This window comes from Streptomyces sp. HUAS TT7, from assembly GCF_051550175.1.
Lineage (GTDB): Bacteria > Actinomycetota > Actinomycetes > Streptomycetales > Streptomycetaceae > Streptomyces.
On the sequence record NZ_CP196176.1, the window covers coordinates 434,623 to 455,368 of the forward strand.

Here is a 20,746-nt window from a genome sequence, read left to right on the forward strand (position 1 = left end):
ACGTCCGTAATCGCGGACGTCGAAGCCGGCCGGGGGTCTGGTCAGGCGGCGGGGGCGGCGGCCTTCTCGTTGACGCCGATGACGTAGCCGTCGAGGTCGCGGAAGTAGAACAGGCGCATGCCGTTGTGCTCGGTGAGCGGCTTGACGATCTCCGCGTGCCGGGCGATGAGGTCGTGGAAGGCATCGAGGTCGTCGACGCCCAGGTAGTGCATGCCGGCGAAGCCGATGGGCGCGTCCGCCAGGACGGGCAGCCAGTTCTTGAGGTCCGCGTTGCTGTAGAGCATGGCGCAGAACTCGCCGTCGTAGAACAGCATGTGGATGTCGTCGCCGGGCTTGGCGCCGCTGGAATCGACCGTGAAGCCGAGCTTTTCGTAGAAGGCGATGCTGGCTGAGGTGTCCTTGACGCTGAAGCAGGGTGCGTAGCCCATGGTCGGTCTCCTGTCGGTGTGTTCCCGTTCGCCGTACGGGAGTTGAGGGGAATGAAAGGGGAGGGGTGCCGGTGGGGTCGCTCAGGCGTCCTGGGGTGCCCGGGCGGCGCTGATGCAGAACGGCTGGCCGGAGGGGTCCTTGAGGACGGTCCAGTGCTCACCGCCCGGCTGGTGGGCCGGCTTGGTGGCACCCAGGTCGAGCAGGCGCTGCTCGGCGGTCTCGATGTCGTCGAAGGCCAGGTCGAGGTGGAAGGGGAGCTCGTCCTCGGGCCAGTTGGGGGCCTTGAAGTCCTTGGCCGTGTAGAAGACGTACGTCGTGGTGCCGTCGGTGACGAGGAACGCGGTCGGCACGCCGTTCTCGTCCGGGTACTCCTGGGTGACCTGCCAGCCCAGGGCGGATGCGTAGAAGGCGGCGAGTGCCTTGCCGTCGTCACCCCAGAAGGCGTACGAGGTCACCGTTCCGACGGCGACGGGCAGGGAGGAGGTGCGGGACATGAGAACACTCCGGGGGAGGGGAAACACAAGGGGTACGGGCCGCGGAATGTGGTCGGCGGCAGGCGGAGGGGTACGTGACCATCGCCCTAACTGTGGGCGGAGCCTCCGCTCAAGCAGTACATAAGTACAGTACATCCGTCCTGCAGGCTGCGCAATACGGACATTCGTCGTGATCTGCCCTACGGGGCGAGACTCCTCCGGTGCGGTCACGCGGGGGTCGTGGGGCGCCGCCGCCTGCGCGGACGGGCCGACACGGGGCCCTTCGCCGACCCGGCTCAACCGTGACACGGAGCCTGTCGCGGCACTTCCCGGGGTTCCCGCCCATTCCAGAGGGTGTCGCGGCCTCCCGCTCCGGCGCCGCCCGGTCGGAGCGGGTGATTGACGGATGGCTTCCCCTGGCCGGGGCGCTCGGCTTCGCAGGTCGGCCCGGTGCGTCTTCCCGGGGTACAGTACGTACGTACGTACATTAGTTTCTGATTCCATGATCCGGAGCCCGGACGCACATGCCCAGTCAGTCACCAGCCCGGCGTCGCCGGGACCCGCAGCGCCGCATCGCGGAGATCGCTGAGGCCACCGAGCGTGTCATCGCCGCCCGGGGGATTGAGGGCCTCACCCATCGGGCCGTCGCCGAGGAGGCGGGTGTGCCGCTGGGTGCCACCACCTACCACTTCGCGACGAAGGACGACCTCATCCAGGCCGCCCTCCAGCGGGCCTACGAGCGCTACGCGGCCATGCTCACCGAGTGGGTGGCCCAGCGCCCCGACCTCACCCTGGAGCAGTACATCGTGCTGCTGACCGACGCCATGATGGGCTGCTTCGGCCCCAACCGCGACTACCAGGTCATCGAGCTGGAGCTCTACCTCGCCGCCCTGCGCCGCCCGGCCCTGCGCCCCATCGTCGACCAGTACGCCCAGGCCACCACCAACGCCCTGCTCCCGTACGTCGATCCTTCGACCGCCCGGGCCGCCCTCGCCGCGATGAACGGCCTCACCATGACCGGACTCGCCGGCTCCCAGCCGCCCACCCGCGCCGAGGTAGAAGACATCCTGCGCCGCATCCTGACCCCCAACCCCACACTCCCCACACCAGGCCCCGCAGCCACGTCGTGAGGGAACGCCCAGGGGAGCCGTCGCCCGAGCCGGCTGTGGTCGGCCGTCGGGCGGTACCAGGGGCGCGGGACGGCTGGGAGGTTCCGCGCCGGCCGTTGAGCTTGTGGCTTATCCATCGGGCTTCGAACGTGTTCACACGTGAGTGGGGTTTGCCCAGATCAGGGCACACAGGAGCGGCCTTCTGCTGATGCTGTGCTCCGTCACAGATACACCGCTCAGCAGGAAGGCCGTGGGATGAGTGTGCCGTGTACGGCGACCGCGCGCGAGACGGTACGGGCATGACCAGGACCCTGGTGACACCGGCCGCCGCCACACACCCTCGCTGACGCCGCCAACGGCCTGCAAACGGCCGCCGCGCCCGCGTCGTCCTGTACGCCTGCGTCGCAGACGGCCGCGACCCCGACACCGTCATAGGCGATCTCCGCGCCGGCGCCGCCGCCCGCGACTGGATCACGGCCGCCGTCCACTACGACGTGATGCCGCTGTCCACGCAGCCAGACATGCGGCCCGCCCTGCGCCGCGTCGTCCACCTCCTGGAGGCGGGCGACGCGACCGGCATCGTGCCCCCTCCGAGGAGCATCTGGCCGCCGCGAACGTGCTCGGCCGCACGCGGCTCCACAACTGGCTCGACGACCTCGCCGCGTTCGTGGACTACCTCCACAAGCCCGACGACGAGCCCGACGACATGGGCCTGTTCCTCGATGAAGCCGTACGCCCCGCGCCGGAAGGGGCCACATCATGACCTACACCGCCAGCCCAGCCGCCCCGGACACCAACGCGCTACCGCTGGACCGCGACAGGATCGCCGCGACCGTGAACAAGGCACTCGCCCCCCGCGCCGGCCTCCCTCGCGCAGGCCCTGCTCACTCTGCACCTCCGCCGCCTCCAGATCCGAGCGATCCGGTTGCAGGAGTGACGGCTCACTGAAGCCGTGCGCGGGGCCCCAGCCGGCGGGCGGGGCGACGGCCTCGCCCGGCTCTTGGAGCGCGGCGGCCGGTGGGTGCCGGTCGGCGCACGCCCCCCGAGGCGCTACGCGCCGGCTGCTGCTGCGGCGGAACACGGCTGCCGCCCGCCCATTCACGGTGGGCCCGCCCGTGGCGCCGCCCGTGCGCCGATCCTATGGATGGCGCTCTCAGCCGTCGCTGGGCCGCCGGATCAACGGCCGCGCCGGAGTAACCGGCGGTGCTGCAGGCGGAGTTTGGGCCGAAGGGGTGCCGCTCGGGGTCGGCGGGGTGGTGGTGTCCGGGTCGGTGCTAGCGGTCGGGGTGGATTCAGACATGCGGAAGGGGGCCCTCCAAGGTAGTTGCGGGCATGGAAAGGGCCTGCCAACTGGCAGGTCGTGAAAGGGAATGGGCGCAACTCGTTTCGAGGGACGGGGTGGGTCAGGCGGGGCAGGCCTTGGCGCTTGACATGAACTGGGCGCTCCGTGGCAGTAGGCCGTATTCGTACTGGCTCCAGCCGCAGGAGACCGGCAACCCTTGGGCCGGCGCAGATGGCCGGCGGCGCCGGTTGCGTCGAAGGCTCTGCAAAATCCGACCGAAAGAGGAAGCAATGCGATCTTCTCTGGCAAGGGCACTCGTCACCACGACTGCCATCGTCGGGATTGCCGCTGGGAGTCTTGCGGGCGCGAGTGCGAGCTTCGCGGCCCCCCAGCAGGCTGCAAGGCCCGCGGTCAGCAGTCGGCACGTCTCCCCCCTTGCGGTGAACAACCTCGGCCTGGACACAGCCAGAGCGAGGAACTGGCAGAGTTGCCTGAACGCCTGGGGCTTTAACGCCGGTACTGTCGACGGGCAGCTGGGTACCAACAGCTGGATGGCAGCGCAGAGGATGCTCAACTCCTGGGGCTACAACGCCGGTACCGAAGACGGGATCGTCGGGCCCAACACGATCGGCGCGCTGCAGCGCTTCCTGAACCGCGTCGGCTACAACGCCGGTGCCGACGACGGGATCGCCGGACCGCAAACCAGGGCCGCGTTCTGGAATTACAACGCCACGGGCTGCTGAGCCAACCCGGGGTGCCGTGTCCGGGCCCGGCACGTCGGTGGTGGGGCGGGTGGAGCCGCTCCGTGTTGTGTCACCCGGCGTTCGAGCGGGTCACTGGCCCTGTCCCGTCGGCGTTCCCCGGGACAGGGCCAGTTCTCTCTCCCTACGTGCCGCATAGAGCCGGTAGGCCGCGCAGCCCCAGCCCCACAGGCGGCATGGGGCTGGGGCTCCTACGGTCGCAGTGGCGGCTCCGCTCCCGCCGCACGCACGCAGCGGAGCCGCCCTGTAGCGGCCGGTCGGCGCCCACGCCCTCCGGGGGCACCGCACCGGTCAGGCCCAGTCCATGCCGAGGTGGGCGAGCTGTTGTTCGTTGAGTTTGTCGCGGCAGGTTTCTGGTGGGAGAGCCATACCCCGAGCCGTACGTCGTGGTCCTGGCCGTCGATGCTGATCCGTTCGGTGTGCTGCCGCGGAATGACGGTGCGCTGCTCGCGCTGGACGTACTGGGCGAGCGCTGCCAGGCCCCGTGTGAACGCCGCCCCGCCCCGCCCCGCACCGCCCCAGCCTTCACGCTGCTCGGCGTCGGCGCGGTACGGGCCTGTACGGCGTCGCACACTGAGTTCGCCGGGTGAGCCGGCGTCCTGTGTCGTCGCCGCGCGAGGTCACCCCGGGCACGGTCTCGGCGGGCTCCTTGCGGGGGTGCCGCGGGTCCACGGCTGTCTGGGGCGGGGTGGATGAGGGGCTTCTTTGTTGTCCGGTGAGTGTCTTTTGTTACATAAGAGGCGAGTAGTTGTGATGTCTGGTTCATACTCTTCTGTGTGCCGCAGGTGGTCGTCGGGGCCGGGGCGCCGCACTGCGCGCTGTTCGCACCGCTGGCCGCTGACGGCCTGGGGCGGGTGTGCCGTCCGCCATGGGTGCGTCTGCTCCGGTCGTCTCCCGCGGCCGCAGGCATGCCCCGGCGCGAGGTGCTCATACGGGCCTGCGGATGCGGGCCGGATTTTTCACACGAGGGGGTTCCCATGCGCGGTCTCGCCGCGCCGTTCGACGGCTGTCTGCGTGGTGGATGGCGGGCCGTGGCCGGTGTGCTGGCCGTGGTGGGGCTGGTGTCCGGCTGCGGGCAGGCCACCGGGGTGGTGGACGCGGGGCAGGCTCATGCCCCGCTCCTGCCCGAGACCGTCTGGACCGTCGCGGCGGACGCGCCGACCGCCGAGGTACCGCCCGAGGAGCCGCTCAGCCCCGAGGTGCTGGAGGGACTCACCGTGCCCGCGGGCGCCGGTGCGGACCGCCTGGACCCCCGGGAGGTCATCGCCCACGACCCGCTCGTGCACGATCTGCTGAAGCAGGCCGTCCTCCAATGCGCGCCCGGATCCGGGCGCGGGCTGCGCCCTCCTGTACTGCGGGACCTGACCAGAGACGGCCGCCCCGAGCTGCTGCTGCTCGTCGACCCCGACCCGCGTATCCGCCCGACCGACAGCGCCACGCAGATCGGCCCCGAGCTGCACATCTACTGGGTGGACGGCGGACGCGTCTACTCGATCCTCTTCGCCATGCTCGACAAGGGCACCCAGGTCGACCTCCTGGGGCACGACCTCGTCCTGCGCAGCCCCACGGCCCAACCTGCCGGCAGCCGCCCCCAGGTCACCACCGAACGCTACCGCTGGGACGAAGCCTGGCGCGCACTGGAGGTGAGCTCCCGCGTGGTCGCTCCCGCGCCCTCCATTCCCGCCCCGAAATCCCCTAAAGCGGCACGGGACACACGATGAGCGCACCTCCGTCCCCCGCCGGTCAACGGCCCTTGGCGTTCCCTGTTGCAGCAAGCCATTCCGCCGGATCCACCTGCCGTACTGCAACCGTCTTATGCCACCGTGAACCAGTGGCTATCCTGCAACCATGGCTGTTACCACCATGACTCTGCGGATCCCCGACGATCTGGCACCCTCGATCAAGGCGGCGGCCTCGGACGCCGGCTTGAGCGTGAACGCCTATGTGGTGCGTGCCGCGCGCCGCGCCGCCACCCTCGACGCCGCGCACCAGCTCGCCGCGCTCGGCCTCGGCGACGAGCTGGCGGGCGAGGGAGACAGCCTGTGAGGCGCGGTGAGGTCTGGAGACTCCCCGACCACCGTGACGTCCTGGTCGTCTCCCTGACCGGTCTGGAAGAGGCCTACGGGGCGGTGGTCGTGATCGTGCTGCACCCGAGCGGGCGATACCCCGACACCGCCATGTCGGTCGTGATCGGTGACCCGATCCCGTGCACCGCGGTCGCCGTCAACCTCCAACAGCTCCGGGCAACCCGATTCGACGGCGCGAAACTCCTCGGCGAGGTCGACCCCGCGGCGATGACCCGCGTGGACCAGGCGCTGCGCGCCGTCCTCGACCTGTAGGCACACGGGAGGCCCCGAGCCGCTGTGCTGGCGGGCAGGGTAGGCGCGCCGCGCCCGGCACCTGAAACGCACTATGGAACGCACTATGAAACGCGCCTCGCTTCGATCGGTAGGCCGGTCCTGCGGGGGCTGTGCGGGGCTGGCGGGTGGTGTCACGCTGGAAGGGTGAAGTCCCATGGTGCGGATCCTGGCGACGTCTCCGGCGACGGCTCAGCGATCCAGGGTGCCTGTCAGGTAGTAACCGGTGATCCGGCGCCTGCCGGCTGCCGTGGTGGACGTGGCATGGAAGTAGCTCGCAGGAATCGTGAACCGGAGTCCGCCGCTCGGCCCGCGGTGGCCGGTCACCTCGACGGTTCGGGCCCCGGGCTCGTAGGAGCTGACGATCACGTGCTCGGGGTAGTGGGAGGTCGCCCCGCCCCGACACGTTGAGTAGATCTGGTGGGCCTCAATCCGGTGCACGGGCTCTCCCATAGGAATGGACGACTGCTCCGTCGACGGTAGTACCCCCACCAGGGCTCGGGTTCAGAAAACAGGCACTCGGCATTTCAGCAGCTGTGCGATATCCCTACTGCAGTGCTGTGGGAGGGTGGAGGCATGCCGAGCAGCCGTCCCAAAGTCCGTGTGTGTTCGCCTGCCGAGTGCGTTCTCCCCATGAGCCATGCACGCGGTGGCTGCCCTTTCACCAGCAGGGCAGCCACGATTGAGGAGATGAGAGCAGAGATCCGGAAGCATCGGGCGAATGACCTGATGAAGGAATGGACAATCGTCGGCGAGTGGGTGCACTGACCTTCATCGGGCTGTGCGGAGGGTTCTCGCACAGCTAATCAATCAGGAGGCTCGATGAATCACGGAACTGAGGACGTGGAACGGGTCGAGGTCGACGTGGTCGACGCCTACGGTCAGGTCATCCGAACCGCGACTGCCTTTCCTCGCCCAGGCGAGACCCTGGAACACGCGGTCGAGCGAGCCACCTACTCGGCGCGCACCGGACGGCTATCCCGGCAGTAGGCGCGGCCTGCCGCACCTCTGTGCGGTCCGGGTCGTTGAGCAGCGCAGCCACACCCCCCCCTGTGGCGGCAGTACCAGGGTCCCGGGGACGTCCATTCCCCGGGACCCTGGTGCACTTCCACTTCCACTTCCCTTGACTGGCTGGTTCAACGACCGGCCGCGGCCGCGGTCACCCTGACGGCCTACACCCAGTCCATGCCGAGTTCGGCGAGCTGGGCGAGCTGCTGTTCGTTGAGCTTGTCGCGGCGGTTCATCTGGTTGGAGACCCACACCCCGAGCCGTACCTCATGTTCGTGGCCGTCGACGGTGATCCGCTCAGTGTGCTGGCGCGCAATGAGGGTCCGCTGCTCATGCTCGACGTACTGGGCAAGCGCCTTCAGGCCCCGGGTGAACGTTTCCGCGACCCGCGCTGTCCCTGCCCCTTCGCCCCGTCGGCCGACGGGGCCCTGCGTGTCCGCAGCGACGGTCGGTGTATCTGGCAGACCCGCGCGACGAGACCCTCCAGCGGAACACTGGTTGGCCTGCAGGGAGTGGGGCGGACCCTCTTGTGGGCGGGCTCGCGGTCGCTCGAAGGGGTGTTTTGCCCACCGTCGGCGAACCGTCTCCCGGCGGGTTGGCGTCACCTGTGCATGGAGCCGATCGACAACTCGCATGTGTCCGAACCGGGCCTGGTCGTCTTGGATATCACCGCCGCGGACGAGGCGACCGCCTTCGCTGTCCAGTCCGAGCTGGAGCGGTGGTGGGCGACTTCCGGCGCTGACACCGTCCGGCGTGAGCCCGGGGCGCTGGGGGTAAAGGCCCGCGTGTACGCGGACCTCCGGCGCCCCGGCACTCAGGCGTAGCGGGATCCTAAGCCGCTGGCAGGAAGCATGGGCAAGCCTCCTCTCTGGGGGCTTGCCCATGCCACCTGGCATGTGATTGTGCGGTGTGGTGTCAGCGGGTTGGGTGTCAGCGGGCCGGGCTTCGGTGAAAGGGTTGTTGGCCTGCTCTTTTCGGGTGCCGTGGCAGGGCGCTGTGGCTGTCATGCCGTGAGGAAATGGCTGTCATGGCCTGCGAGTTGGGCGTAGCACACCTGATGGGCGGCTGACGTGGGGATGCCCATTCCTGTGCACCCGGTGCCAGCGTCCCGGTGTGCTGGTGGGTATGACTGCACGGTCCTCGCCACTTGCTGCCTCCGCCCCGACCTCGGGGGAGGAGGCGGAATCGCGATCTGCTTCCCCAGGGCTGGGCTCGCCCGTGCAGGATCGGGCGTTGATCCGCCAGGTGGTGGTGCGGCGTCTGCTGACTCTTCGTGAAGCGGGCATGCTGGAGACGGTCCATGTGCGGATCGCTGCGGACACGGCCGGGGTACATCTGCGGACGGTGTGGAACTGGCTGGCCCGAGCACAGGACACGGGGCGGGTAGAAGGATCACGCCGACGTGTGGCGTACACGGTCACGGACGAGTTGTGGGCCCGGCTGTCGGACCTGGGCGGGAACGTCAAGGCTTTGCACCGCTGGATGCAGGAACAGGCCGAAGCCGCGAACCCCGAAGGGGACGTGCCGGGCGCGAATCGGGTTCCGGCGCTGACGACGCTGCATGACGCGATCCGCCGCGAGAAGCAGGCCGGCCGTACCCTGGCGATCTCCCGCCCCGCTCATGCCCGCCGTACCCCCGAGCGTTACGACCGTGCCCTGGCCGAGCTCGCCCTGCCGGGCACCGTCGACGAGTTAGGCCGGCCTGCCCCGCCCGCTACCGAGCCCGGCGGGGGTGACAGCACTCGGGAACAGCCAGGCCCGTCCTCGTTCGGCTACGGGGTACGGCTCTACGCCCCGGGCGCACGTATGGTCTCCACCCTCCAACTCGGCGAGGTCACCGAAGTTCTCGCTCATACCGTCGCCGCCCGGGGTGTGCTGTGCGTGTACGGAGACACGGGGCACGGCAAGACCGTCGCCCTGGACCAGGCCCTGCGCCAGCTGCCGCGCCGTGTCCCGGTGCACCATGCGCTGGTGGCGGTGAAACCGGCCCTGCCGCAGTTGCGGGCCGCGCTGCTCACCGCCTTCGGCTTGCCCGCCACCGCGTTGACGAACCGCACGGATGCCGCCGACCGCACCCTGCTGGAGGCATTCCAGGCCCCGGGCGTGCTGGTGATCGACGACGTCCAGCGCATCGCCGCACCCGAGCTGGACTACCTCCGTCTGCTCGTGGACGCCCCCACTACCCAGACCTCTTTGGTGCTGTGCGGGGCCGGCGCCGAGCGCACCCTGGCCCGTGCTCCCGCGCTGGCTTCCCGCATCCTCACCTGGCAGCACATGCCACGCCTCACGGCTTCCCAAGCCCCGGGCGTGCTGCGCCTGTTCCACCCGCTGTGGGACGCCGCCGAGGATGCCGATCTACTGCACGCGGACGAGACGTGCGCCCGCGGGAACTTCCGCACCTGGGCCAAGATCACCTCCCACGTCTACGCGGCCGTGAACCGCCGCTCCGCCGCCGCTTTGGACCGTGCACTGCTGACCTGGGCCTGTGCCCGCCTCGGCCCCCGCCCCTGACCGGCTCACCACCGAATGCCAGCCCCCTACGAGCGGGACAGAAGGGCCCAGATGAACACGTCCACCCCGGACAACCCGCCACCATCACCGATTCCTTCCGAACCCGCCTTGGACGCGGTGTCGCTGACCGCCCTGCGCACCCCGGCCGTGCGACAGCTTCTCCAACTGCGCGCCCAGGGCAGGCTCAGTCGCGGCCATGTGGCCGCGACTGCCCGGTGCTTCAACGTCTCGGAGCGCACCGTGTGGCGGTGGCTGGCCGACGCCACCACCCCCACCACGGTTGCTTCCCCGGGCGCCCGCCGCGTCACCCGTTTCGAGATCACCCCCGAGCTGCGGGTGCTGCTGGCGTACTGGCACGGCAACGCCTCCGCGGTCCACCGCGAACTCCTCACCCGCGCCCGCCAGACCCCCGCCGCGCCACCCGCACCCTCACCAGACGCATACGCCTCCGACCCACGCCCGGCCACGCCCCCACCCCACTCGCCCCGCAGCGCGCTCCCGGGCGGTGCCCCGCCCACCGCTGTGCCGCTGCTGGATCCGGTCCCATCGCTGGCAACGTTCCTGCGGGCGGTGCGCCGGGACCTGACGGCGGGGGAGCGGGCCGGATACCGCAACGGCCCTGAGGCCGCCCGTGCCCTGGACGTGTTCGCCAAGCGTCCCCGGACCTGGCGCAACCAGGTGTGGGAGGCCGATCACGTCCAGGCCCCGCTCCGGGTGGAGGCCGACGGTGACCTCGTCGACCCGTACGTCACCTGGTTCATCGACTGCGCGACGAAAGCCGTCACGGGCGTCGCGGTCACGCCCGGCTGCCCGACCCGCGCCTCGGTCCTGGCCGCGCTGCGCTCCGCGGTCGTGCGTACCGAGCCGTACGGGCCGTTCGGCGGGCTGCCCGCCCATGTGCGGTTCGACCGGGGCAGGGACTTCCTGTCGCGCACGGTGTCCACCGCGCTGACCGCGCTGGACTCGGACATCACCGTGCTGCCGCCCTACAGCCCGCACTTGAAGGGCGGCATCGAGAACCTCAACCGCTGCGTGGGCCGGATGCTGTTCGCCGCCCTGCCCGGCTACACCCCCAAGGAGCACAAGCCCCGCCGCCGCCCCGTCCAACCGCCCGCCCCGGTGCCGGCGATGACGTTCCAGGCCTTCACCGAGGAGCTGCTGGCCTGGGTGTGCTGGTGGAACACCGAGCACCGCCCCGACGGCCTGCACGGCGCCACCCCGCTCGAAGCGTGGCAGGCCGATCCGACCCCGCTCAACGACGTCCCCGCAGCCGACGTGTGGTCCTTCACCCTCGAGGACGACGGCCGCACCCGCACGATCACCAGCCACGGCGTCCGCTTCCGCAACCGCGACTACATCGCCGGCTGGATGACCGGGCAGGCCGGCCGCGAGGTCAGTGTGCGCTTCATGCCGCACCACACCCACGAGATCGAAGTCTGCACACCCCACGGCCACCGCCTGGGTACCGCGCACCTCGCCGACCGGGCCACCGACGAACAACTCGCCGCGCTGCGCCGCGCCCGCGCCCGGCGAGCTCGGCGCCTGCGGGCTGACGCCAAGGCGGCCGAACAGCTGCGCCACGAACGCTTCGCCCCCGCCACGGCCCCCACCGACGCGCTGCGTCTCAACGCGGTCACCGCGGCCGAAGCCACCCGGGAACTGGCCCGCCACGATGAAGGCGACCTCGCCAAGCTGGCCCTGCCCGATCTGATCGCGCCCGCACCCCCGCCCCCCGACTGGCCCATCCCGGACTCTCTGAAGGCCCGCACCCGGCCCACCGGCTCGCCGCCCACCCCCGCTCACGAGGACACCCCATGACCCGTCATCTGCCGCCCGCGCCCACCGACCAGTACGTCGCCCTGCCCGACGCCCGTCTCGTGACCACCCGGGCGCTGCTCACCGCCCGGGAGAACCTCGCCGACACGATCAATGCCCGCGCGATGATGTGTATCCATGGCGGCGCCGGCTTCGGCAAGACGGTGGCGGTCACCAGCTGTCTGCGCGAACTCGAACCCGGCGAGGACATCCACCGCATCACCTTCCACGCCCGCGCTACCACCCGCGCGGTGCGCCACGAACTGTTCACCAGCCTCGGGCTGCCGGGCCAGCCCCCGCGCTACGCCAGCGAGTTCGACCACGTCCTCATGAACGAACTCGCCACGCATCCGCGCACCCTCGTCCTGGACGAGGCGCAGTGGCTTTCCAGCGACCAGCTGGAGTACGTCCGCTACATCTGGGATGACCCCTACACCCAGCTCGCGATCGTCTTCGTGGGAGGAGAAGGCTGCTACCAGGCCCTGCGCAAGGAACCGATGCTCTCCTCCCGGATCTTCATCTGGCAGCGCATCAGCCGTCTCACACCCGAGGAGGTCCTGGACGTCATCCCGCTCTACCACCCCATCTGGGCCGAGGCCGACCCCGACAACATCACCTTCGCCGACAGCCGCGCCGCGCACGGCAACTTCCGTAACTGGGCCCGTCTGACCGCCCACACTCATATCGCCCTCGAGCGCACCGGCCGTACCCGTGTCGACCAGGAAGTACTGCGGTGGGCCTTCAGCCGGCTGGGCCCCACCGGTTAGCCAGCAGCCCCCTCCTGACATCCATTCACTGCCCAACATGACTGCTGTTCCAGCTACTTGACGGAATATCAGCTGGGCAACCTCAGCCGACCCATGCGCTGAGGAAGCCCGGAGCACTCTCAGGGGACAGAACCGGAGATACGGATACCCCGAAACTTTTCTGCGAAGGAAGCACTGCGGCCCATCCGGCCTCCGCCAGGGGTGACCAGTCGGCTCGGGACACTACACAGTGCTGTGAAGTTGTTGGTGGGTGTCGCGGTGGGGTGATGGGGGCGTTTTTCTGTCACCGGGGTTGAGCAGCTCGTTTCGGTTTGTTGATCTAGTGAGTGTCTGTTCGGCGTGGCTCTGGTGGTGACGTGTCGTGTTGTTTCCCGTGACAGCGGGATGCGGTTTCCTGAGCGTTGATAGCTGGTAGGGGTGGGTCAGTTTGGGCCCGACTCGCCCATGATGCGTGCCCTGGTGCACTTGTTGATGTGGGCTTCCATTCCTTCAGCCTGGCGGTGGGCATTGCTGAGCTTGGTGTCGTCGGTGACCGAGGCGGTGAGGAGTTGTTCGACGTCGACGACGGTGATTTTCCCTCCGGTGGAGGTGTCGACGAGCTGTGCCTCGTGGAGGCTGGCGCCGTGTAGGTTCCCGGCCGTCAGGTGTGCGCCTCGGAGGTCTGCCTTGTGCATCAGCGCGTCGCGCAGGTCGGCGCCCAGTGCGTCCGCGTCCCGCATGTCTGCTTCGGAGAGCTGAGTTCCGCGCAGGTTGACGTTGTTGGCTTGGATGTGGCGCAGCGAGGCTCTGTAGAAGCTGCTGCCTGCGAGGTTGGCACCGGTGAGCTCGGCGCCGTCCAGGTTGCATCCGACGAAGAGTGTCCGTGGCAGACGGGCGTGGTGGAGATTGACGCAGGGGAGGTCGGTGTTGCTCAGGTCGATTTCTGATTCTGCGGCACGTTCAGGGCGCCGTCCGAGGACAGTCAGCGCGGCCCGTATGTCGTCGGAGGGCGGGTTTGGTTTGCTGCCGATGACCTGAGCACGGGAGCGGTCTCTTTTCGCGTATTCGCGTATGTAAGCGGCGAGGAGCTGGACTACGGTGTCGTGGTCTTTGGCTGAGTCCCGCATGATGCGTTCCAGGGCGTAGATTCCGCCCAGGCGCTCGGTGCGGTCTGTGTGAGCGAGGAGACTGACAGCCTTGATGTAGTAGTCCGTCAACTGGGCTTCGAGCGTGAGCTCCAACTGCCGTCGGTCTTTCTGTCGGTTGTGCTCCAGCGTCTGCTGGGTGATCTTTAGGTTCCGCTGCTGGAAGATCAGGCCGATCGCTCCGGCTGAGGCGACAGCGAGGGCGGCAAGGCCGGTGCGGAAGCCGGATACCACGGTGGCTTTCGGGCCTGGGTCATGGAGCCGCCCGAGTTCCACCCGGTCAAGGAACCACGGCGCGCGCCACATCACGGTGAGGACCAAGCCGAAGGCGACCACGATCGTCACGGCGATGACGGTCCATTGACGCCATGAATGCTGGTGGTCTGGGAGCGAAGGAATCTGGTCTGGATCGGGCATGAGAGCTCCGGGGAGGTCGGGCCGAGAGCGATGACCCTAGCCGCCGCCGTGCGTTCTGGGGCGTGATTCTGGTGTTGACGTTGCTTGCTGTCCGCCGACAGCCGACAGAGAAACATGGCTACCTGAGCGAGAGCAGAGGTTGAAGGCCGGAATCGGCTCGCAGCCGCACCAGTTGGGCTTGTACCACTCCCGTAGATCGGTGGCAGCTGTATGCGGTTTGCGGTGTGAGGTTTGCGCGGTTGGCGGTGTCATGGATGGTGTCGGCCTGCCGGTTCTGACGGTGAGGTGCTGCCGGGCGGGTGGACCCGAGGTGGTGATAGTCCATGGCCCAGGTGCCGGACATGGTGGGTGGTGGTGTGGTGCCGCCTGCGTTGGGGCGTGAGCAGGCTGTCGGGCGTCTGCTGGCGCTGGACGGGCGTGGGGAGCTGACGACGGCGCATGTCCGTCTGGCCGCGACGAGTGTGGGGGTGTCGCTGCGGACGGTGTGGCGGTGGCTGCAGGTGGCGCGTGTCGAGGGCCGGGTGGCGCGGAAACGGCGTGGTCGTTTCACGATCACGCCTGAGTTGCATGCCCGGTTGGCGTTGTGGGGTGGGAACGCGGCTGCGGTCCACCGGGAGTTGCTGGCCGAGTCCCGGGCGGTCTCGCCAGATGGCGCCGCGTACGGCGGTGATGGGGGAGAGGCAGGCCTGGGCAAGGGGGTGGGACCGTGCTCCGCGCCGTGTGTACCGGTGCCGTCGTTGGCGACGTTGCAGCGGGCGGTGGTGCGGGATCTGAGTGTGGGGCAGCGTGCGGCTCTTGTGGGCGGGGAGCGGGCGCGGCGTCTGCACGATGTGCATCTGCGGCGGCCGCGGGAGTGGCGGAATACGTGTTGGGAGGCTGATCACAAGCATCTGCCGGTCGAGGTGGTCCTGGACGGGGTGTTGGTGTGTCCGTGGGTGACGTGGTTCATCGACTGCGCGACGAACGCGGTCACGGGGGCTGCGGTGACGCCGCATCAGCCGTCGCGGGACGCGATCCTGGCTGCCTTGCGGATCGCGTTGTCGCGGGGCGGGGCGTACGGGCCGATCGGGGGACTGCCGGGACTGGTGAGGATCGACCAGGGCGCGGATTTCCTGTCGGACACGGTCGGGTCGGCCCTGGGCGCGTTCGCCGTGCCGGTGCAGCGGCTCCCGCCGTACCGGCCGGAGTTGAAGGGCACGGTGGAGAACCTGAACCGGTGTGTGGTGCGGATGTTCTGTGCTGCGCTGCCGCGTTACCGGCACGCTCCGAGTGCGACGCCCAGGCCGCGGCGGGCGGACCGTGATGGGGGTGAGGCGCTGCCGTTCACGGTGTTCGTCGAGTTGCTCCTGGACTGGGTGCATCAGTGGAACACCGCTCACATATCCCAGCCGTTGGGCGGCCGTACGCCGCTTCAGGCGTGGCAGGACGATCCGACGCCCGTCGAGGACGTGGATGCGGGGTTGTTGTGGGCGTTCACGCTGGAGGATGACGGCCGGGTGCGCACGCTCACCGCGAGCGGGGTGCGCTGGCGTAACCGGTATTACGTGGGGGAGTGGATGCACGGGCTGGGCCGCCTGCGGGTGCGGGTGCGGTTCGTTCCGCACCACGACCACGAGATCGAGGTGTTCGACGCCGCTACGGGCACGCATCTGGGGCCGGCGTTCCTGGCGGATGCCGCGACCCATGAGCAGCGCCTGGCGCTGCGCCGGGCCAAGGACGCGGAGCGGCGCCGTCTGGTGAAGGCGCTGGCGGCGGCGGACCACATGCGTTACCGGCGCTACGAGGCGGTCACCGAGCCGGTCGTACCGAAGCAGCTGGGCGCGCTGACCGAGGCCGAGGCACACGAGCGGCTGTCGCGTGCGGCAGAGACAGACCTGACTGCCAAGACGTTGCCGGACCTGATTCCGCCGAGCGCGCCGCCTGATACCTGGGCCCGCCCTGTGAACCGGCCCTCCCACAGCCGACCAACGGCCACGGCTGCCGACTCCGCTGGTCCTGCCGAGCCTGGCGAAGGCAGGGGACCCGTTGCAGCGCCCGCTCCTCCTCCTGACCTCCCGCAGGGGGAGCGGTGAGCGCGGCTGTGCGCCGGGGCCTGCTGCCGTCGGTGCGCGACGACCACTACATGCGGCTGCCCGACGCCCAGGTCGTAGCGACCAAGGCACTGCTCGCCGTGCGGGAGAACGTCCGGGCCGCGATCACGGCGAGAGCGATGATGTGTGTCCACGGCAACACCGGGCATGGCAAGTCGCTGGCAGTCAACGCCTCCCTGCGCGACCTCGCTCCCGAACAGACCTACCGGATCCAGTTCCGCGCCCGCCCCACCACCCGCGACCTGCGCCATGAACTCTTCTACGCACTGCGCCTGCCCGGCCGGCCGCCGCAGCGCCCGATCGAGTTCGACCGGACGCTGCGCGGGGCGCTGGCAGAGGAGTTCCGGGTGGTCGTGTGCGACGAAGCCCAGTGGCTTTCCAAGCACTGTTTCGAATACCTGCGCTACCTCTGGGATGACGTGGACACCGATATGGCCATTGTCTTCACCGGCGGAAACGGCTGTTTCGAGGTCCTGCAGAGCGAGCCGATGCTGGAATCCAGGATTTACGTCTGGCAGGAAATCCCGCGGATGTCCCTGGCGGAAGTCCGGTCGGTGATCCCCGCGTTCCACCCCTTATGGGCCACGGCTCCGGCCGAGCTGATCGCCATGGCGGACACCGAGGCGGCGCACGGCAACTTCCGGGCCTGGGCAAAGATCACCCACATCATGCTCCAGGGCCTGCGCGACACCGACAACAAGGTGGTCGACGAACAGCTCCTGCGCTGGGCCTACAGCAAACTCAAGCACAGGCGCGCCCCGTGATCCTCCTCGACCGCACCCCGGAACCGGTCACCGTGATCGTGGACCGCCGCGACGACCAGGCCTTCACCGCAGCCCTGCTCGCCTCCCACCACCTCGCCCAGGGCCGCATCACCGTGCATCCGCCACCCCCCAGGCCCAGCCCCACCGACCTGGCCTACGAAATCCTCGAGGCCCTCGGCAAGCCTGTCGTCCCCCTGAACAGACAGCGTTGGGGCGCAGCCCCGCCCTGGGCCGTGTCGGCCGCCTGGATCGCAGGACTGCCCGTCACCCGCCTGACCGTCCTGCGTGCCCACCTCCTGCCGCTCCCGGCATGGAAGTACCTGCTCCGGCTGCGCGAGGCCACCGCCGTGCCGCTGACGGTCGTCTTCCACGGCCCACAGCCATACGCCGCTCCCCGAGTCTTCGACGACGTACCGCACGCCCTCATCGACGACCTGGAAACGGTACGTCTGCTCCACCCGCCGGCTCCGCCCGTCCCACCGATCCGCTACCGCACGCCCGGCCGGTGGATCACTCTCCCGGCCCTGGACCGCCTTCCCCACGGCGGCTACTTCCCCGACTGCACCTGCCGTCATCCACCGCCGGCCGTGATCTCCCACGTCGCCCGCCTGAAACCGTTGACTCCCGCCGTACTGAGGGAAATCAGCCACCGGCTGGCAACTCGTACCGCGCACCCCTACCTGGCCGGAGCACTGGCCACTGCCGTCTTCACCGCAGCCGCCGAGTCCCAACTCGCCACCGTCCGCCTCCACGACTACGACCCCGACCGCTCCGAACTCACCCTCCACGACCCCAACCGGGTCACCCACCAAAGGCGTTGCGCAACCCACACCGTTCCACCCTGGGCCCGCCCCCTCATCACCGCCACAGCACACCTCGCCCTGGCCGCTGCGCCCCGCGCGGGCGCGGGGAGACTGCGGCTCTTCCACCCGCCGGCGTTCGCCACCACACCCCTGACCGAGTTCGCCGAACAGTGCCGACTCCGCCCGCCTCACCCCTGGTTCATCCAGCCGTGAGTGCGCACAAGGACCTGACCGGCGTGATCAGGGCTACCGCCCCCATGCGCGGGGCCGGCTTCCCCGCGGAGCTCGCCGTCCGCCTCCAGAGCCCCACGCCCTGACCGCCGGAGGAACACCTCGGTTTCAAGATCCTGTCCGCGCGCACTGGGTGAGACCCCATCCCATCGAGAGGCATGGTGGGGAGGTCAGGCATCCCCTTCTACCCGACTCTCTGCGCCCAATGATCAAGAAGGGTGGGGGCGTGGTCTGCGGGGCGGACAGGGGGCGGGGGTTCGAGTGGCGCGGCGGCCCAGGGCGTCGCGCTGAACGGCCCGAACCTGACCGAGGATGCAGCGAAGCCGATGCCTGGCCATAAGGGCCGGGGATCGGCTTCACTTGAGCAGGCGCGCCAACGCCTGGCTCGGTTTCCCTGCGCGCCGGTTGGAGCCAGTAGCAATCAGGGCGGCTACCGCGGGAGCTACAGGCCGCGTGCCGTGATGACTATGGTGGACCACCATCTCCAAGATCATTTCTCGGTAACCGGCACAATACTGAATCAATGCAGGTCGGAGTCATGCGCGACGGCGGTTACGGAACGTAAGTGTCGGTGCAATATCACTACGTCAACCATCCCCTGGAAGCCCAAAAAGATGCCTTGACCTGCGGTTTTCCAGTGCTGAGCCGCTGTCAGTGGCGCGTGGTAGAGCCTCCTACGAGGCCCTGACCTGCGTCTTTGTTGGTCAACATCGGGACAGACGGTCTTAGCCCTCGACGACGACGTGTACCCGGTGTTCGGAGAGAACGAGTTGGGGCGGTCCTGAGCCAACGGTTTGCTGGAGTGTCGTCTATGGCTTACGGGCTGCCACTCTGTTCGGAACAGGGTCCCCTCTTTGCGTGGAGCGCCAACTCCCTTGAACACAACGGGTGGACCGAAGGTTGGAGCCGAGTAGTACCGTCCGGCGATCTCAAGATCGCCGGACGGTGAAGAGGGAGCGCTACATGGGCGACATGCCCGCTGCCGCAGCAATCGCTGTGGCCACCACACCCGCGTCCAGCATCAACGCCATCACCAGGAGCGCCGCTGAGGCGCCCTCCACGCCCGACATGCCTGCGCACGCCCGCTTCGGGATGCCACACGCCCTGGTCATCATCGCGTGCATCGTCACCGCGGCCGTCCTCACCCAGGTGGGAATGAACGTCGCGAACGCCCTGGAGCTCCTCGCGGGGGCGGGAGGCATCGGCGCCATGATCGTGCTCCTGGTGGTCACCGGCGGAGGCCGCGCCCGCCGTCGCCTCGACCGCCTCGCGCAGGCCTACCGCGCCAGTGCGGAGAACTGACGTGTCCGCCGCAGGGAGGCCCGAAAAGCCCGTCGATCAAACCGTCCCCGCACGCGCGAAGCTCGCGAGCTTCCTGCGCGCCCGCAAGACCGAAGCCGGACTGACCTACCAGCAGATGGCCGACTCCGAGGAAAGCAAGTTCTCGAAGGCCACCTTCGAACGCGCGGCCTCCGGCACGATTCTCCCCTCCTGGAGCACCGTCGAGGCCTTCGTCACCATCGCCACGAACGAAGACTTCACAGACACGCTCGACACCGCTCTGCGCCACAGCCGGAAACTGCTGATCCTCGCGCGCCGCGCGGTACGAGCCCCCTACTACCTGCACAAGGCGCCCGATCCCACTCTGATCGGCGGGAAGGGACATCTTCTTCAGACCCTCCGCGATCAGCACGTGTGGGCCGGCTGCCCCACGCCGGGAGAGATGGAGCGCGAGGCAGGACCTGGTGAGCTGCCGAAGAACACGGCCCGCCGCATCATCAACGGCCGCACCCTGCCGGTCACTCCCCGCCAAGCCATCGCGTTCCTCAAGGCCTGCGAAGTCGCGGACGACGACCTGGAGCTATGGGTCAAAGCTGGAGCCGAAGCCCTCACTCGTGATAACGACCCCAAGAGTTACGAGTGGCGGATTGAAGCCGAGTATTGGACTCGAATCTCAACCCAACCGTCAGAGCTGAAATCTGTTGCGTAGTCAGCCAGAGGATTTTGTGGCCCTGAATCCCAGAGGCTCAGGGCCACAAGTCTCAGAAAGCACCGATCTGCGACAGGGGACAGTTGAATGTGTTTCTCTACCTTGCCTGTTTTTCGTGACTATACATGCTGCATCTTCTGCGGTGTAAGGTTCGAATTAGGGGGCCGTGTCTGTTGCCTGCATGCTGATACAGGAAGAGTGGGCGCGTGAGTTCCGGGAAGAAGGTGGATGTCGGCCATGACTGACGAGTGGTATGTCCTCATTGAGGAGGACACCCGGATATCTGAGCGTCCTGACGGTGTGGATCTGAAGTTGCATCGGTGGATGCTGGTGGGTGCTCACCGGATCGGTCGGGATGAGGCGGAGGCGGTTGTGGCGGCTGAGGACGCGGCGCTGCATTACACGCCACGTGTTCTGGCCCGGCATGCGCGGCCGGGGGATGAGCCGGGCCGGCATGTGTTCCTTGCTCAGGACGGTACGTGGGTGGTGCTGGTGAGGCAGCGTCATCGTGAGTGCCACTTCCGGGTGACCACGGCCCGGCTCATGCATGCGCAGGCAGAGAAGGAGGCACCACCGAAAAACCTGAAGGACAAGGTTCGTGGTGCCTTGGAGGGCCCGCCGCCTCTTGTGAAGCCGTGGGCTCCGCCAGGCAAACGAGAACAAGCCTGACCCCGAGCCCCTCTCTTTGTAGCCAGCTGGGCCCGCGGAGCGGGCCTTGGGCTTGGAGGCGGAGCCGGAAAGCCAGCGGGGGAGCGCAGCGAGTCCGCCAGGCCGAGCAGAGCGAGGCCAAGTCCTAAGCGAAGCGCAGGACTGCG

At 68.8% G+C, this 20,746-nt stretch carries 23 protein-coding genes; 18 read left to right on the top strand and 5 right to left on the bottom strand.

Features of this window, described 5'->3' with window-relative positions:
* Positions 1-41: 41 nt before the first annotated feature.
* Together ACSHXC_RS42370 and ACSHXC_RS42375 are read right to left on the bottom strand one after the other, a co-directional pair.
* On the bottom strand, positions 42-428 hold the full coding sequence (locus tag ACSHXC_RS42370; protein ID WP_438297619.1) for a VOC family protein: 387 nt from the start codon (positions 426-428) through the stop codon (positions 42-44).
* A gap of 81 nt (positions 429-509) precedes the next feature.
* The gene (locus ACSHXC_RS42375; protein WP_438297620.1) at positions 510-923 is read right to left on the bottom strand and encodes a VOC family protein; all 414 of its coding nucleotides are present in this window, start codon (positions 921-923) and stop codon (positions 510-512) included.
* A gap of 503 nt (positions 924-1,426) precedes the next feature.
* Between ACSHXC_RS42375 and ACSHXC_RS42380 the strand changes: the two genes are divergently transcribed.
* The 7 genes from ACSHXC_RS42380 (at position 1,427) to ACSHXC_RS42410 (ending at position 6,393) form a co-directional block, all read left to right on the top strand.
* Positions 1,427-2,032 carry a TetR/AcrR family transcriptional regulator gene (locus tag ACSHXC_RS42380; protein ID WP_438297621.1) on the top strand — a complete coding sequence of 202 codons (606 nt, stop codon included), beginning with the start codon at positions 1,427-1,429 and terminating at the stop codon, positions 2,030-2,032.
* Positions 2,033-2,627: 595 nt separating this feature from the next.
* A complete protein-coding gene (locus tag ACSHXC_RS42385) occupies positions 2,628-2,774 on the top strand; it encodes a hypothetical protein (protein WP_438297622.1) in 147 nt (48 codons plus the stop codon).
* A gap of 809 nt (positions 2,775-3,583) precedes the next feature.
* A complete protein-coding gene (locus ACSHXC_RS42390) occupies positions 3,584-4,036 on the top strand; it encodes a peptidoglycan-binding domain-containing protein (protein WP_438297624.1) in 453 nt (150 codons plus the stop codon).
* A gap of 374 nt (positions 4,037-4,410) precedes the next feature.
* Positions 4,411-4,644, top strand: coding sequence for a hypothetical protein (locus ACSHXC_RS42395; protein WP_438297626.1), 234 nt, complete (start codon positions 4,411-4,413; stop codon positions 4,642-4,644).
* A gap of 387 nt (positions 4,645-5,031) precedes the next feature.
* Positions 5,032-5,775 carry a hypothetical protein gene (locus ACSHXC_RS42400; RefSeq protein WP_438297628.1) on the top strand — a complete coding sequence of 248 codons (744 nt, stop codon included), beginning with the start codon at positions 5,032-5,034 and terminating at the stop codon, positions 5,773-5,775.
* A 127-nt stretch (positions 5,776-5,902) separates the two neighbouring features.
* Entirely contained in the window at positions 5,903-6,100 is a 198-nt protein-coding gene (locus ACSHXC_RS42405) for a toxin-antitoxin system HicB family antitoxin (RefSeq protein ID WP_438297629.1), read from the top strand.
* On the top strand, positions 6,097-6,393 hold the full coding sequence (locus ACSHXC_RS42410) for a hypothetical protein (RefSeq protein ID WP_438297630.1): 297 nt from the start codon (positions 6,097-6,099) through the stop codon (positions 6,391-6,393). The genes ACSHXC_RS42405 and ACSHXC_RS42410 overlap by 4 nt, the downstream gene beginning before the upstream one ends.
* A 210-nt stretch (positions 6,394-6,603) precedes the next feature.
* On the opposite strand, the gene ACSHXC_RS42415 is transcribed toward ACSHXC_RS42410, so the two are convergent.
* On the bottom strand, positions 6,604-6,780 hold the full coding sequence (locus tag ACSHXC_RS42415; RefSeq protein ID WP_438297631.1) for a hypothetical protein: 177 nt from the start codon (positions 6,778-6,780) through the stop codon (positions 6,604-6,606).
* A 453-nt stretch (positions 6,781-7,233) separates the two neighbouring features.
* Between ACSHXC_RS42415 and ACSHXC_RS42420 the strand changes: the two genes are divergently transcribed.
* Complete coding sequence (locus tag ACSHXC_RS42420; RefSeq protein WP_438297633.1) at positions 7,234-7,401, top strand: hypothetical protein; 168 nt, start codon at positions 7,234-7,236, stop codon at positions 7,399-7,401.
* A 182-nt stretch (positions 7,402-7,583) separates the two neighbouring features.
* Here the strand turns inward: ACSHXC_RS42420 and ACSHXC_RS42425 are convergent, their stop codons facing one another.
* Complete coding sequence (locus ACSHXC_RS42425) at positions 7,584-8,054, bottom strand: helicase associated domain-containing protein (RefSeq protein ID WP_438297634.1); 471 nt, start codon at positions 8,052-8,054, stop codon at positions 7,584-7,586.
* On the opposite strand from ACSHXC_RS42425, the gene ACSHXC_RS42430 reads away from it, so the two are divergent.
* The 4 genes from ACSHXC_RS42430 (at position 8,031) to ACSHXC_RS42445 (ending at position 12,512) form a co-directional block, all read left to right on the top strand.
* Positions 8,031-8,243, top strand: coding sequence for a DUF6207 family protein (locus ACSHXC_RS42430; RefSeq protein ID WP_438297636.1), 213 nt, complete (start codon positions 8,031-8,033; stop codon positions 8,241-8,243). The two genes, ACSHXC_RS42425 and ACSHXC_RS42430, sit on opposite strands and share 24 nt — an antisense overlap.
* 409 nt (positions 8,244-8,652) lie before the next feature.
* Positions 8,653-9,930, top strand: a complete 1,278-nt coding sequence (locus tag ACSHXC_RS42435; protein WP_438296352.1) for an AAA family ATPase — start codon at positions 8,653-8,655, stop codon at positions 9,928-9,930.
* Between the two features lie 51 nt (positions 9,931-9,981).
* Complete coding sequence (locus ACSHXC_RS42440) at positions 9,982-11,748, top strand: transposase (protein ID WP_438296354.1); 1,767 nt, start codon at positions 9,982-9,984, stop codon at positions 11,746-11,748.
* Positions 11,745-12,512: an AAA family ATPase gene (locus tag ACSHXC_RS42445; protein ID WP_438296355.1), complete on the top strand. Its 768-nt coding sequence runs from the start codon at positions 11,745-11,747 to the stop codon at positions 12,510-12,512. The genes ACSHXC_RS42440 and ACSHXC_RS42445 overlap by 4 nt, the downstream gene beginning before the upstream one ends.
* A gap of 422 nt (positions 12,513-12,934) precedes the next feature.
* Here the strand turns inward: ACSHXC_RS42445 and ACSHXC_RS42450 are convergent, their stop codons facing one another.
* Positions 12,935-14,053, bottom strand: coding sequence for a pentapeptide repeat-containing protein (locus ACSHXC_RS42450; protein ID WP_438289511.1), 1,119 nt, complete (start codon positions 14,051-14,053; stop codon positions 12,935-12,937).
* A gap of 323 nt (positions 14,054-14,376) precedes the next feature.
* Here ACSHXC_RS42450 and ACSHXC_RS42455 point away from each other — a divergent pair, with 323 nt between their 5' ends.
* The 6 genes from ACSHXC_RS42455 (at position 14,377) to ACSHXC_RS42480 (ending at position 20,600) form a co-directional block, all read left to right on the top strand.
* Positions 14,377-16,125, top strand: a complete 1,749-nt coding sequence (locus ACSHXC_RS42455) for a transposase (RefSeq protein WP_438289510.1) — start codon at positions 14,377-14,379, stop codon at positions 16,123-16,125.
* Positions 16,122-16,907 (top strand): AAA family ATPase, encoded by a 786-nt coding sequence (locus tag ACSHXC_RS42460; RefSeq protein WP_438289509.1) that lies wholly within the window; start codon positions 16,122-16,124, stop codon positions 16,905-16,907. The genes ACSHXC_RS42455 and ACSHXC_RS42460 overlap by 4 nt, the downstream gene beginning before the upstream one ends.
* Positions 16,904-17,923 carry a hypothetical protein gene (locus tag ACSHXC_RS42465; protein WP_438289508.1) on the top strand — a complete coding sequence of 340 codons (1,020 nt, stop codon included), beginning with the start codon at positions 16,904-16,906 and terminating at the stop codon, positions 17,921-17,923. Before ACSHXC_RS42460 ends, ACSHXC_RS42465 begins: the two co-directional genes overlap by 4 nt.
* Positions 17,924-18,904: 981 nt before the next feature.
* Complete coding sequence (locus ACSHXC_RS42470; protein ID WP_438289507.1) at positions 18,905-19,243, top strand: hypothetical protein; 339 nt, start codon at positions 18,905-18,907, stop codon at positions 19,241-19,243.
* Between the two features lies 1 nt (position 19,244).
* Positions 19,245-19,931, top strand: a complete 687-nt coding sequence (locus tag ACSHXC_RS42475) for a helix-turn-helix domain-containing protein (RefSeq protein WP_438289506.1) — start codon at positions 19,245-19,247, stop codon at positions 19,929-19,931.
* Between the two features lie 237 nt (positions 19,932-20,168).
* Complete coding sequence (locus ACSHXC_RS42480) at positions 20,169-20,600, top strand: hypothetical protein (protein ID WP_438296357.1); 432 nt, start codon at positions 20,169-20,171, stop codon at positions 20,598-20,600.
* Positions 20,601-20,746 lie beyond the last annotated feature (146 nt).

Coding starts and splice junctions, on each gene's coding strand:
- ACSHXC_RS42370 (WP_438297619.1), bottom strand. CDS start 428: ATGGGCTACGCACCCTGCTTCAGCGTCAAGGACACCTCAGCCAGCATC.
- ACSHXC_RS42375 (WP_438297620.1), bottom strand. CDS start 923: ATGTCCCGCACCTCCTCCCTGCCCGTCGCCGTCGGAACGGTGACCTCG.
- ACSHXC_RS42380 (WP_438297621.1), top strand. CDS start 1,427: ATGCCCAGTCAGTCACCAGCCCGGCGTCGCCGGGACCCGCAGCGCCGC.
- ACSHXC_RS42390 (WP_438297624.1), top strand. CDS start 3,584: ATGCGATCTTCTCTGGCAAGGGCACTCGTCACCACGACTGCCATCGTC.
- ACSHXC_RS42400 (WP_438297628.1), top strand. CDS start 5,032: ATGCGCGGTCTCGCCGCGCCGTTCGACGGCTGTCTGCGTGGTGGATGG.
- ACSHXC_RS42405 (WP_438297629.1), top strand. CDS start 5,903: ATGGCTGTTACCACCATGACTCTGCGGATCCCCGACGATCTGGCACCC.
- ACSHXC_RS42420 (WP_438297633.1), top strand. CDS start 7,234: ATGAATCACGGAACTGAGGACGTGGAACGGGTCGAGGTCGACGTGGTC.
- ACSHXC_RS42430 (WP_438297636.1), top strand. CDS start 8,031: ATGGAGCCGATCGACAACTCGCATGTGTCCGAACCGGGCCTGGTCGTC.
- ACSHXC_RS42425 (WP_438297634.1), bottom strand. CDS start 8,054: ATGCGAGTTGTCGATCGGCTCCATGCACAGGTGACGCCAACCCGCCGG.
- ACSHXC_RS42440 (WP_438296354.1), top strand. CDS start 9,982: ATGAACACGTCCACCCCGGACAACCCGCCACCATCACCGATTCCTTCC.
- ACSHXC_RS42445 (WP_438296355.1), top strand. CDS start 11,745: ATGACCCGTCATCTGCCGCCCGCGCCCACCGACCAGTACGTCGCCCTG.
- ACSHXC_RS42450 (WP_438289511.1), bottom strand. CDS start 14,053: ATGCCCGATCCAGACCAGATTCCTTCGCTCCCAGACCACCAGCATTCA.
- ACSHXC_RS42455 (WP_438289510.1), top strand. CDS start 14,377: ATGGCCCAGGTGCCGGACATGGTGGGTGGTGGTGTGGTGCCGCCTGCG.
- ACSHXC_RS42470 (WP_438289507.1), top strand. CDS start 18,905: ATGGGCGACATGCCCGCTGCCGCAGCAATCGCTGTGGCCACCACACCC.
- ACSHXC_RS42480 (WP_438296357.1), top strand. CDS start 20,169: ATGACTGACGAGTGGTATGTCCTCATTGAGGAGGACACCCGGATATCT.